This window comes from Streptomyces sp. NPDC039462, from assembly GCF_055639375.1.
This window is the reverse complement of sequence record NZ_JBVKAO010000003.1, coordinates 286,122-297,484: the sequence shown is the minus strand read 5'-3', so window position 1 is coordinate 297,484 and position 11,363 is coordinate 286,122. Positions and strand designations below refer to the sequence as shown.

General features: G+C 74.3%; 11 protein-coding genes. 4 read left to right on the top strand and 7 right to left on the bottom strand.

Annotated elements, in window-relative coordinates; translation table 11 throughout:
- Positions 1-28 precede the first annotated feature (28 nt).
- The 4 genes from ACZ7LU_RS18505 to lnt all read right to left on the bottom strand — a co-directional run bounded on the left by ACZ7LU_RS18505 (position 29) and on the right by lnt (position 4,603).
- Complete coding sequence (locus ACZ7LU_RS18505; protein WP_471917245.1) at positions 29-1,072, bottom strand: universal stress protein; 1,044 nt, start codon at positions 1,070-1,072, stop codon at positions 29-31.
- Positions 1,073-1,212: 140 nt separating this feature from the next.
- Positions 1,213-2,382: a methyltransferase gene (locus ACZ7LU_RS18500; protein ID WP_471917244.1), complete on the bottom strand. Its 1,170-nt coding sequence runs from the start codon at positions 2,380-2,382 to the stop codon at positions 1,213-1,215.
- Positions 2,383-2,461: 79 nt separating this feature from the next.
- On the bottom strand, positions 2,462-2,941 hold the full coding sequence (locus ACZ7LU_RS18495; protein WP_468090199.1) for an NUDIX hydrolase: 480 nt from the start codon (positions 2,939-2,941) through the stop codon (positions 2,462-2,464).
- Positions 2,942-2,989: 48 nt separating this feature from the next.
- The gene (gene lnt, locus ACZ7LU_RS18490) at positions 2,990-4,603 is read right to left on the bottom strand and encodes an apolipoprotein N-acyltransferase (protein ID WP_471917243.1); all 1,614 of its coding nucleotides are present in this window, start codon (positions 4,601-4,603) and stop codon (positions 2,990-2,992) included.
- A gap of 243 nt (positions 4,604-4,846) precedes the next feature.
- Here lnt and ACZ7LU_RS18485 point away from each other — a divergent pair, with 243 nt between their 5' ends.
- Positions 4,847-5,890 carry an O-antigen ligase family protein gene (locus ACZ7LU_RS18485; protein ID WP_471917242.1) on the top strand — a complete coding sequence of 348 codons (1,044 nt, stop codon included), beginning with the start codon at positions 4,847-4,849 and terminating at the stop codon, positions 5,888-5,890.
- On the opposite strand, the gene ACZ7LU_RS18480 is transcribed toward ACZ7LU_RS18485, so the two are convergent.
- Both ACZ7LU_RS18480 and ACZ7LU_RS18475 read right to left on the bottom strand, forming a co-directional pair.
- Positions 5,871-6,419, bottom strand: coding sequence for a hypothetical protein (locus tag ACZ7LU_RS18480; protein WP_398308216.1), 549 nt, complete (start codon positions 6,417-6,419; stop codon positions 5,871-5,873). The two genes, ACZ7LU_RS18485 and ACZ7LU_RS18480, sit on opposite strands and share 20 nt — an antisense overlap.
- 82 nt (positions 6,420-6,501) lie before the next feature.
- Entirely contained in the window at positions 6,502-7,305 is an 804-nt protein-coding gene (locus ACZ7LU_RS18475; protein WP_471917241.1) for a glutamate racemase, read from the bottom strand.
- A gap of 58 nt (positions 7,306-7,363) precedes the next feature.
- Here ACZ7LU_RS18475 and ACZ7LU_RS18470 point away from each other — a divergent pair, with 58 nt between their 5' ends.
- On the top strand, positions 7,364-8,560 hold the full coding sequence (locus ACZ7LU_RS18470) for a glycosyltransferase (protein ID WP_471917240.1): 1,197 nt from the start codon (positions 7,364-7,366) through the stop codon (positions 8,558-8,560).
- A 10-nt stretch (positions 8,561-8,570) separates the two neighbouring features.
- Here ACZ7LU_RS18470 and ACZ7LU_RS18465 read toward each other — a convergent pair whose 3' ends face one another.
- A complete protein-coding gene (locus ACZ7LU_RS18465) occupies positions 8,571-9,899 on the bottom strand; it encodes a TerD family protein (protein WP_471917239.1) in 1,329 nt (442 codons plus the stop codon).
- Positions 9,900-10,181: 282 nt separating this feature from the next.
- Here ACZ7LU_RS18465 and ACZ7LU_RS18460 point away from each other — a divergent pair, with 282 nt between their 5' ends.
- Together ACZ7LU_RS18460 and ACZ7LU_RS18455 are read left to right on the top strand one after the other, a co-directional pair.
- On the top strand, positions 10,182-10,607 hold the full coding sequence (locus ACZ7LU_RS18460) for a DUF6643 family protein (protein WP_398308224.1): 426 nt from the start codon (positions 10,182-10,184) through the stop codon (positions 10,605-10,607).
- Between the two features lie 143 nt (positions 10,608-10,750).
- Entirely contained in the window at positions 10,751-11,356 is a 606-nt protein-coding gene (locus ACZ7LU_RS18455; protein WP_398308226.1) for an Rv1733c family protein, read from the top strand.
- Positions 11,357-11,363: the final 7 nt, after the last annotated feature.

The window sequence follows — 11,363 nt, the reverse complement described above, 5'->3', positions numbered from 1 at the left end:
GGCACGGTTTCCCTCCGCGTCCAGCACATCAGCCGTGCGGGACGACCGCCACCGGGCAGGCCGCATGGTGGAGCACCGCGTGGCTGACCGGCCCGAGCTGCATACCGGGCCGGCCCTCGCGGCGGTGGGCGCCGACCACGAGGAGGTCGGAGTCGCGGGCCGCGTCGAGCAGCGCGGTGCGGGCGTGCCCTTCCGGCACGTCGCGGCGCACCGTGAGGGTGCGGTGGGCGCGCAGGGGTGCGCGCAGGGCCTCGTCCAGCTGCTCCTCGGCCCGCCGCTGGTGCGGGTCGGTGAGCCCGGCGGGCGTGGGCCGGGCCGGGGCTTCGTGGGCCGGGCAGCGCCAGGCGTGCACGGCGCGCAGGGTGGCGCCGCGCCGCTCCGCCGCGTCGCACGCGAAGGCAACGACGGCGGCCGAGTCGCCGGGCTCCCCCACGCCGACGGTGATCTGTGATCCGGCCTCCGGGTTCGGGCCGCGCCCGCCGACGACATGCGACCCGCTGTCCCGCTTCGGCGCGCCGCCGCCGACGGCCTGCGGCCCGCTGCCCCGCTTCGGCGCACCGTCGCCGACGACCTGCGGCCCGCTGCCCCGCTCCGGCGCACCGCCGACGACGACCTGCGGCCCGCTGCCCCGGTTCGCGGCGCCTTCGGCATCGCGTACGACGACGACCGGCGCCGTGGCGCGGGCGGCGACCGCCAGGCTCACCGAGCCGAGCAGCAGCCCGGCGAGCCGGCCCCTGCCCCGGCTGCCGACGACGACCATCGAGGCCTCGCCGCTCACGCGGATCAGCGCGGCGGCCGGATCTTCGGGCAGGACCGCGCCGCTCACCTCGACGGCGGCCGTACGGCGGCGGGCGTGCTCCACGGCCCGCTCGACGACCTGGTCCGCCGAGACCTGTACGGCGTCGCCGCCGCCGGTGCCGAAGGACGGCTCGTGCCCCTCGTACCACTCCCAGCTCGACGCGTACACGACGCGCAGCGGTGTCTCCCGCCGGACGGCCTCGTCGACGGCCCAGTCCAGCGCCCGCAGGCCGGCCGGTGAACCGTCGACACCCACGATCAGGGGCAGTTCCACGGTCGATCGTCTCCCTCCGCCGCCGGGGGCCGCGGCTCGGCCCGGCCGTCGCCCTACGACGCTGCCATCACGCGCGCCCGCGCGGGAGTGCCGAACAGGCCCGGTGTCGGTGTCGGAGGTCGCCCCTCACCGCCCGTCCTTCACCGTCCGCCTTTGACCGCCCGCAGCAGGACGAACTTCGGGTCGCTCGCCACGACCTCCGCGTTGCCGAAGAGCTTGCGGAGGCGCACGTGGTAGCCGAGGTGGCGGTTGCCGATGACCCACAGCTCGCCGCCGGGGCGCAGCGCGGCGCGGGCGCCGGTGAACATGCGGCGGGCGGTCGCGTCGGTCGTCGCCTGGTGGCTGTGGAAGGGCGGGTTGTTGAGAACCAGGTCCACGGTTTCCGGCGGCACGGCGGTGAGGGCGTCGCCGGCCACGAAGTGCGCCTTGGCGTCGGCGGCGGCGTTGGCGCGGAAGGTGGCCTCGGCGGAGGCGACGGCCTGGAACGACTCGTCGATGAAGGTGACCGTGGCGTCGGGGTCTGCGACGGAGGCGGCGGTGCCGAGCACGCCGTTGCCGCAGCCGAGGTCCACGACGTGGGCGGCGCCGCGGGCGCGCGGCAGGTGCTTGAGGAAGAAGCGGGTGCCGATGTCGAGCCGGTCGGCGCAGAAGATGCCCGCGTGGTTGACGACGGTCAGGCCCGCGCCCGCGCCGGAGTCGGCGGGCAGCACGTAAGTGCGGGGCCAAGGGCTGACTCCCGCCGCCTCCCCCGGACCCGGGGTGCTGAAGATGAGGCGTGCCTTCTGCCGGGCCAGCGACGTCCTGGTCGGGCCGATGATCCGCTCGAAGAGCTCCAGCGTCGACGTGTGGATCTCGGTGACCATGCCGGTGCCGACGACGACCGTGCCTTCGTGCAGGGCGGGCGCGAGCCGGTGCAGCTGGTCCTCGAGGAGCGCGAGGCTCTTGGGTACGCGGACCAGGAGTACGTCGACGCGGGCGGGCGGAGTGTCCCTGGTCGTCAGGAGCCGTGCCGCGTCCGGCGGGTGTCCGGCCCGCGCCAGGTTGGCGCGGGTGGCCTGCTGGGCGAGGAAGGAGTCGGTGATCTGCACCGGCACGCGCGCGTGCCCCGCGAGCGCGGTGGTCAGCGCGCCCCACCGGTCACCGACGACGGCCACGGTTCCGGAGAGGTCGACGGCCGCCGCCCCCTCCTCGCCCGCCAGGTGCCGCAGCAGATAGGCGTCGGCCGCCGACCAGGCGCGCAGCTGGTCGCGGGGGTCCTCCGGGAAGCGGGTGAGGTCGTACGCGCCCCATGACGTGCTCAAACGGTTCATCGTGCCCTCAGGCTAACGGAGGGCCCACAGCAGCCCGTACGCGCAGCCCGCGAGCCGCACCGGGCGCGGGCACGGACTCTCACTGTCCCGCCGGGGCCTCGAACCAGGTGGGGCCGTCGGCCATCGCGTGCTTGATCCGGGACAGCGCGAACTCGTTCAGCGGGGGCAGCGCGTCCACGTCGAACCACGCCACTTCCAGCGACTCGTCGTCGTTGACGCGCGCCTCGCCGCCGACGGCACGGCAGCGCAGCGTGATGTCCATGTACTGGCAGGTGTCACCGTTGTCGTAGGTGACCGGCTGGAGGGCCTGCACCAGGACGACGCGCTCCGGCACGCAGTGCACGGCCGTCTCCTCGTACACCTCGCGCACCGCGCACTCCGCGGGCTGCTCACCCGGGTCGGGGATGCCGCCGATCACCGCCCACTTGCCGTTGTCGGAGCGTCGCCCGAGCAGCACCCGGCCCTCGTCGTCGAAGACGACGGCGGTGACGCCGGGGAGCCAGAGCAGCTGCTGCCCGGCGGCGGCCCGGATGGTGCGGATGAAATCAGGAGTAGCCATGGCCCGACCCTATCGGCGCGGCACCGGCGTCCCCGCCGAGGCCGGGACCTACTCCACTCCGGGGCGCCGGGTCCGCACAGCCGAGGTCACGGCCCAGCCGAGGCCGCCCGCGGCGAGCAGCACCAGGATGGCCTCGGGCAGCACGCCGAGGCGGGTTGCGGGGGTCCGCGAGGAGCGCAGCGGCACCTCTTCGACGAGCGAGTCGGCGGTGTACCACGTCGTCTTCGCCCGCACCTCGCCGTCCGGCATGATCACCGCGCTGACGCCGCTGGTCACCGGCACCGTGACGGCGCGGCTGTGCTCAACGGCGCGGATCCGGGACATCGCGAGCTGCTGGTAGGTCATCTCGCTGCGGTCGAAGGTGGCGTTGTTGCTGGGTACCGAGATGAGCTGCGCGCCGTGAGTGACGGTGTCGCGCACCGCCCAGTCGAACGCCGCCTCGTAACAGGTCGCGATGCCCACCTTCGTACCGGCCATGGTGAAGACGCCGGGCGCCGTGCCGCGGCTGAAGTCCTGGCGCACCTTGTCGACGTCGCTGCTGAAGGCGCTGATGAGCGAGCGCAGCGGGATGTACTCGCCGAAGGGCTGGATCTGCCGCTTGTCGTAGGTGTCCGTGGGGCCCTTCTCCGGGTCCCAGAGGATCTGCTCGTTGTAGAGCCTGCCGTCCTTCTTCTCGACGACGCCGCCGACGGAGACGGGCGCCCCGATGGCCTTGACCGCGCCCTCGATCGCGAGGCGCGCGTCGGGGTTGGTGAACGGGTCGATGTCGGAGGAGTTCTCCGGCCACAGGACGAGGTCGGGGCGCTTCACCTTGCCCGCCTTCACCTCGGCGGCGAGGCGTTCGGTCTCGCGCACGTGGTGGTCGAGGACGGCGCGGCGCTGCGCGTTGAAGTCGAGTCCCGCGCGCGGGACGTTGCCCTGGATCGCGGCGACGGTCGCGGTGCCGTCCTCCGCCTCGTCGCTGACGAGCGCCCGCGCCGCGAAGGCGCCGGCCACGGGCACGAGCACGCTGAGCGCCGCGACCGCCGCCGCGCCCCGGCGCACGACACGGGTACCGCGTACGTCGACGACCTGGCGCACGACCTCGTACAGACCGAACCCGCACAGGACGACCGCGAACCCGAGCACGGGAGTGCCGCCGAGCGCGGCGAGCGGCAGGAAGACGCCGTCCGCCTGGCCGAAGGCGACCTTCCCCCAGGGGAAGCCGTTGAACGGCACACGCGCGCGTGCCGCTTCCCCCGCGATCCACAGGGCGGCCGCCCAGAGCGGATACGCGGGCAGCCGCGAGACGGTCGCGATGCCCGCGCCCACGAGAGCGACGAAGACCGCCTCGACCGCCGCGAGCGCCAGCCACGGGCCTGGGCCGACCTCGACGCCGGTCCACACGAGGAGCGGCAGCAGGAAGCCGAGGCCGAAGAGGTAGCCGAGGCCGAGGCCCGCCTTCCAGGTCCGGCCGCGCAGACACCAGGCGAGGGCGGCGAAGGCGGGGAGCGCCAGCCACCACAGCGTGCGGGGCGGGAAGCTGACGTAGAGCAGCACTCCGGAGAGGGCCGCCACGGCGGCGGGCGCGAGCCGTCGCAGGACGCGCACGGCCCGGTGGGCCCGCGGGGGCTGCGGATCGAGCTGGTCCGGCTCGTCTACGGGAGTGGTGGTGGCGGTCACCCGGGGAGTGTACGGCGCGTCACCTGGGCGCCGACAGCTCGGTCGGCCGGGGCGACGGGGGCCGCGCGCGGCACCGCCGGCCGTATCGTTCCTGCACAACCGGTCCCGCGGTCCGGCGCCAGCCGTTAGCGTGTGGCCGAGTCCTCTGCCTCCGGCCGGTTCGCGTCACCGCGGACGCGGCCCGCGTCGGCGGGGGCCCGTCATACACCGGGGGGCGACGGGGTGGGGTCAACGGGGACGGCCATGCCGGCCGGTCCGGCGGCGGCGCGGGAGCGCCCTGCCGCGTCCGACGCGACGGGCGGCGCGCTGCTCGGGGCGTGCGCGGCCTGGGCGCTGATCACCGCGGGTGTGCACGGCGGAAGCCCCGAGGGCGTGCTCCTCGCGGTCCTCGCCGTGGCCGCCGGTTACGCGGGCGGCCGGATCTCCGGGGCACTGCTGCCGGTCGCCGCGCCCTGCGCGGGCGCGCTCGCGGGGCTCGGCCTCGCCGTGGCGGCGCCGCGCCTCACACTCGGCCCGTCCTCCTCCCTGGGCCACACCGGTGCCACGGCCGCTCTGCTGATCCTCGCGACCGGTGCGGCCTGCTGTGCGGCGTGGGCGGCCCGGACTCCGGTGGCGCGCCTCGTGCTGCGGCTGCTTGCCGTGGGGATCGCCGGTGCCGCGGCGGCGCTCGGTTCCCCGGCCGGCTGTGCGGGGTCCGTCGTGGTGCTGCTCTGTTCGCTGGCGGTGGCCCGGCTGCGCGGCAGGACGCTCGGTCTCGCCGGGCTCGCGCTCGCGTCGGTGCTGATCACCGGCGTTTCGCTGGCGGTGGCCGACGACGCGCTGCCGGGCGGTCTGACGGCGCCCGTGGAGAGCGGCCTCGGCCGGCACCGTGTGCTGCTGTGGCAGGACGCGCTGGCCCTGGCGGAGCAGGAGCCCGCGACGGGGGTGGGCCCCGGCCGGTTCGGTGAGGTCAGTCCGGTGGCCGCCGAATATCTCCTGGCGGACGGGAAGCCGCATTCGGCGCCGCTGCAGCAGGCTTCGGAGCAGGGTTTCGTCGGGGTGGGGCTGCTGGCGGCGGTGTTCTGCTGGCTGCTGTACGCCCTGTGGCGTTCACCCGGCTCCACCCAGGTCGTGCTCTCGGCGGGCGCCGCCCTGACGGCGCTGACGGCCGTGGCGGCGGTGGGCAACGCGCTGAGCGTGACGACGGTGACGACCGGTGCGGGCCTCCTCGCGGGCATCGCGACGGCCCGGCCTCTGCACGAGGACCCGTTGCGCGGCGGCCGTCCGGTCAGCCCGCGTTCCCCATGAGCCGCAGCCGGGCCCTGATGGCGCGCACCGCCGACTCGGCGTTGTCCACCGTCACCGTGAACTTGTGGCCGTCGCCCAGGCTGAGCACCAGGCCCTCGCCGCGCCTGACCACGACGGCGGTGCCCTTCTCGGGCCGCCAGCGGTATCCCCAGCCGCCCCACTGCCGGGGTGTCACGGCGGGCGCGAACTCCGCGCCGACGACATGGGAGAGCGGGATGAGGCGGCGCGGCAGCCCCAGATGACCGCAGCGCACCTCAAGGAAGTCCTTGTCGACCTTCACGGCCACATGGACGAAGGCGAGCGTCCCGAAGAGCATCAGGAGGCCGACCGCGATGCAGCCCACGACGGACATGACCAGAGGTGCGATGCCGGAGGTCCACATGGAGCCGACCGCGAGCTCGATGCCGAGCGCCAGGCAGGCGGCGCCGGCACACGCGAGGAGCCACTGGACGCGGTTGGTCGCGCGTCCGGTCCAGACCTCGTGCGGGTTGTCGGATGCGGCCCGCTCGTCGTGGGCGTAGTCCTTCATGCCATCGAGACTACTCAGATTCCGCGGTGAAGCCACCGCGTAGCGGAACGTCACGGCCCGCTCACGCGGGGACCGCCGCGCGTCAGAGCGCCGGGCTGGTCTCCGCGAGCATGCGCCCCTCCGCGTAGGTGAGCGCTGTCGTCGGCAGCTGCTCCTCGCGGCCGCTGAGCAGGACGGTGAGGCCGGGGGCGGCCGCCGCGGGATCGGTGGCGACGGGGTCGGTGCCGGGGCGGGCGCCGATCCTGCGCAGCGCCTGGGCGGCCACCGCACCGGCCGAACCGTGCAGGACGAGGGGCGGCAGACCCGGCTGCTGGACGGCGGCGCGAATACGCTCAGCGACCAGTTCGTAATGGGTGCAGCCCAGGACGACGGCCCTTACATCGCGCGGGGTGAGGGCCGCGGCGGCGGCGATCGTCTCGTCGATGGCCTTCTCGTCCGCGTACTGCACGGCGTCGGCCAGGCCGGGGCAGGGCACTTCGGTGACGTCGATGCCGCGCGCGAACTCGTCGATGAGGCCGCGCTGGTAGGGGCTGCCGGTGGTGGCGGGCGTGGCCCAGATGGCGACGGGTCCGCCGCCCGCGGCCGCGGGCTTGATCGCCGGCACGGTCCCGATCACCGGGATCGCGGGCTCGAGGCGGGCGCGCAGGGTGGGCAGCGCGTGCACGGACGCGGTGTTGCAGGCCACGATCAGGGCGTCGGGCCGGTGTGCGGCGGCGGCCTCGGCGACGGCGACGGCCCGCCCGGTGAGGTCCTCCGCGGTGCGTGGCCCCCAGGGCATTCCGTCCGGGTCCGAGGAGAGGACGAGATCGGCGTCGGGTCGCAGGCGACGCACCGCGGCCGCCGCGGCGAGCAGTCCGATGCCGGAGTCCATGAGCGCGATCTTCACCCGGTCACCATAGTCGATGGGCCCCACAGGCCCCTTCCCGTGGGGCAGACTTCGTCGGATGAGCGCCGTTGCGTGGATCGCCGCCGGATCGCTTGCCGCGTGGCTGTGGCTGCTGTTGGGGCAGGGCTTCTTCTGGCGTACGGACGTCCGTCTGCCACCGCGCCGGGATCCCGGGCAGTGGCCGTCGGTCTGTGTCGTCGTCCCCGCCCGGGACGAGGCGGCGGTGCTGCCGCGGAGCCTGCCGTCGCTGCTCGCGCAGGACTATCCGGGGCGGGCCGAGGTCTTCCTCGTCGACGACGGCAGTTCGGACGGCACGGGGGAGCTGGCCCGCGCGCTGGCCGAGCGGCACGGCGGCCTGCAGCTGACCGTCGGCTCCCCCGGCGAGCCGCCCGCGGGCTGGACGGGCAAGCTCTGGGCGGTACGCCATGGCATCGCCCTCGCCCGCGCACGTGACCCCGAGTACCTCCTGCTCACCGACGCGGACATCGCCCACGAACCGGACAGCCTGCGCCAGTTGGTGGCCGCGGCGGACCACGAGGGCTTCGACCTCGTCTCCCAGATGGCCAGGCTGCGGGTGGAAAGCGGCTGGGAGCGCCTGGTGGTCCCGGCGTTCGTCTACTTCTTCGCGCAGCTCTATCCGTTCCGGTGGATCGCCCGGAAGGGCTCGCGGACGGCCGCCGCGGCGGGCGGCTGTGTCCTGTTGCGCACGGACGCCGCCGAGCGCGCCCGGGTCCCGGACGCCATCCGGCACGCGGTGATCGACGACGTGGCGCTCGCGCGGGCGGTGAAGCGCTCCGGCGGTCACATCTGGCTCGGCCTCGCGACACGCGTCGACAGCGTGCGCCCCTATCCGCGCCTCGGTGATCTGTGGCGGATGGTGTCGCGCAGCGCGTACGCACAGCTGCGGCACAACCCCCTGCTGCTCGCCGGGACGGTCGCGGGTCTCGCCGTGGTGTACCTCGCCCCGCCGGTGGCGCTGTTCGCGGGTCTCGCCATGGGAAGCGCGGCGGCGGCCGCGGCCGGTGGTCTCGCGTGGCTGGTGATGACGGTGACGTACCTGCCGATGCTGCGCTACTACGGACAGCCGCTGTCGCTCGCCCCGCTGCTGCCCGCCACCGCGTTCCTGTATCTCCTGATGACCGTGGACTCGGCGGTGCAGCACTACAGGGGGCGCGGTGCGGCGTGGAAGGGCCGTACGTACGCGCGTCCCGACACCGCCGCTCCGGGCCCTGCCCCCGACCCCGCCCCCGAGTAGCGCTGAGGCGTCACTTCCTGCCGGGCGTCCAGTTCATGCCCCACCCGTAGGTGTGGTCCATGGTGCGCTGCGGGCTCACGCCGCGCTCCGGCACCAGGTAGCGGGCCTCCCGCTGGACGACGAGGTCGCCGCCGTTGTTGGTGAGCAGCGCCAGCGCGCACACGGTCGAGGGGACCGTGCACTCGTCGAGCGAGAAGTCGACCGGGGCGCCGTGCTGGGGCTGGAGGGTGACCGTGGCGTTGAGGTCGGCGAAGCTCCGGGCGCCTTGGTAGATGGTCACGAAGATGACGATGCGCCGGAAGTCGTTGATGTGGTCGAGGTTGATGGTGAGGTTCTCGCCGGTGGCGACGGCTCCGGTGCGGTCGTCGCCGTCGAGCAGGATGTACGGGGGTTGGTGCAGCGCTCCGAAGGCGTTGCCCAGCGCCTGGACGACTCCCTTGCGGCCGTCGGCGAGTTCGTAGAGGGCGCAGAGGTCGAGGTCGAGGTCGGCGTGCATGGCGACGGCCCGGCCCAGTTTGGCGCCCCACCCCTTGAACTGCTTGCGCACCTCCCAGTTGAGGTTCACGCGCATGCCGCCCGAGGTGCCGCCCTGCTTGGTCAGGGAGACCGACGGCGCGTCCTTCGTGAGGGTGACCTTGGTCAGGCGTACGGGGGCGGGGGCAGGGGCGGCCGGTGGGGGTGCGGGGGCGGCCGGGGCTACGGGGGCGGATGGGGCCACCGGGTCGGGCGCGGCTACGGGGGCAGGTGCGGCTACCGGGGCAGGTGCGGCTACCGGGGCAGGTGCCGCCACCGGGGCGGGCGCCGCCTGCTGTGGCTCGTCCACCGAGATGCCGTAGTCCGTCGCGAGGCCTTCGAGCCCGCTGCCGTACCCCTGTCCGACGGCGCGGAACTTCCACGCGCCCTGGCGCCGGTAGAGCTCGCCGAGGACGAAGGCGGTCTCCACGGTCGCGTCCGCGCTGTCGTAGCGCGCGAGTTCGGCGCCGCTCGACGCGTCCAGGACGCGGATGTAGAGGCCGGGCACCTGTCCGAACGTGCCGCTGTCGGCCGACGCGGCGAGCACCACGGTCTCGATGCCGGGCTCCACGCGCGCGAGGTCGACCGTCAGCACATCGGTCACACCGGCGCCGGAACGCTGCTTGCCCTCGTGGCGCACCGCTCCGGAGGAGTGCTCCGGCTGGTTGTAGAAGACGAAGTCCGCGTCCGAGCGCACCTTTCCGGAAGGCGACAACAACAGCGCGGACGCGTCGGCGTCCGGCACTCCGGCTCCGGAACCCCACCCCAATTCGATCCGTACCGCGGGTGCCGGTACGGGAACGTTCGATCCTTTAGGCATTGTCATGTCCGCCCCCATCGCAAGTCGCCGTCCGGCAGGGCCGCCGTTTCCGTTCCCGGCCAACCTATTACCCGGACCGCGAAGAGGCCCACGACGGCGCCCCGGGGGCCTTCCCGGCCGACCGCGGGTAACCCGCCAGGAGCTCGGCCTTTACACGATCCGTACGCCGTTCGGCGACCGATTTTCCCAAGTTCGCTCGCATTGGGGATCCACGACCACTGTCGACACGTAAAACAACCCTCTTATCGGTCTCCCCAACCAGCACATCTAGGGCTTAACTTATGGAGCATGACCTCCCCCCGCTCCACCTATGGCGGCGGTTACTACTCCGCGCCGTCCTTCCCGGACACCCCGATCTATGACTCCCTCGTCGCAGAGCGGGGCACTCCTCAGATCGCCCCGATCCGGGTCCCTTCCGCGTACGACACGGGTAACCACCTGCCCGCACTGCCGGCCGCGCTGCCCGCGCTGCCGGCCGCCCCTTCCCACCCCAACCAGGGGTACGGCTATCCGCAGGCCCAGCAGCCCGCACCGCTGCAGCAGGCCCCGGCGCCGTACATCCCGCAGCAGGCCGCGGCCCCGCGCGGATACCCGGGCGCCCAGCCCCAGCGACCCGCGCCCGGTACGGGTTACGAGGCGATGCGCCCGGCGGCCCCCCGCCCCGCGCCCGCGACGTACGAGGATCCGTACAACCGCCCCTACCGCGGGTACTGACCTCCAGGCGGCCGGGGGCACGCTCTGCGTGACGCCGCCGTCGGGCCTCGGCCCGGCGGCGGCATCCGCATGCCCGCGCCCGGGTGGGGAACCCGGCGCCGGGCCATGGACGTTGAGACGGACGCGGAAGGGGGTGCGGAGCAGTGCGGGCAATCGTCGGCCTCTGGCGGTGGCGGCACAATCCGCTGTGCCGCGGCACCGACCTCGCCGAGGCCTGGCTGGCCCTGGTCGCGCTGGTGTCGATCGTCGTCGCCGTCCCGGTCGTCGGCGTGTGCACCACGAGCCTGGCGCGGGACGCCCTCCTCGCCTCGGTGCACCAGCAGCGCGCGGAGCGCCACGCGATCACCGGCACCGTCCTGCGGAAGGTCGAATCGCCACCGGTCGACCCCGACCCCGAGACCTCTTCGGCACGCGACGCGCGCAGTCGTGTCCTCGCGCGCTGGCAGGCACCGGACCACACCGACCGTCGCGGCGTCGTCCTGTCCGAGCTCGAGTCCCCGCGCCCGGGCGACCGTTTCAGGCTGTGGACCGACGAGCGGGGCCGGGTCGTCGGCCGCCCGCTGGACGACGCGACCGCGACGACGCACGCGGTGCTCGCCGGATTCGGCGCGGCCACGGCGAGCGTCGGCATCGTCGAGGGCACCCGCAGGCTGATCCTCTGGCGCATCGTGCGGGCGCGGCACGAGCGGCTGGACCGGGCATGGGAGAAGGCGGGCCCGGACTGGGGCCGAACCGGCGCCGGTTCCTGACCCGCCC

Coding starts and splice junctions, on each gene's coding strand:
- ACZ7LU_RS18460 (WP_398308224.1), top strand. CDS start 10,182: ATGACCTCCCCCCGCTCCACCTATGGCGGCGGTTACTACTCCGCGCCG.
- ACZ7LU_RS18480 (WP_398308216.1), bottom strand. CDS start 6,419: ATGAAGGACTACGCCCACGACGAGCGGGCCGCATCCGACAACCCGCAC.
- ACZ7LU_RS18465 (WP_471917239.1), bottom strand. CDS start 9,899: ATGACAATGCCTAAAGGATCGAACGTTCCCGTACCGGCACCCGCGGTA.
- ACZ7LU_RS18470 (WP_471917240.1), top strand. CDS start 7,364: ATGAGCGCCGTTGCGTGGATCGCCGCCGGATCGCTTGCCGCGTGGCTG.
- ACZ7LU_RS18500 (WP_471917244.1), bottom strand. CDS start 2,382: ATGAACCGTTTGAGCACGTCATGGGGCGCGTACGACCTCACCCGCTTC.
- ACZ7LU_RS18485 (WP_471917242.1), top strand. CDS start 4,847: ATGCCGGCCGGTCCGGCGGCGGCGCGGGAGCGCCCTGCCGCGTCCGAC.
- ACZ7LU_RS18495 (WP_468090199.1), bottom strand. CDS start 2,941: ATGGCTACTCCTGATTTCATCCGCACCATCCGGGCCGCCGCCGGGCAG.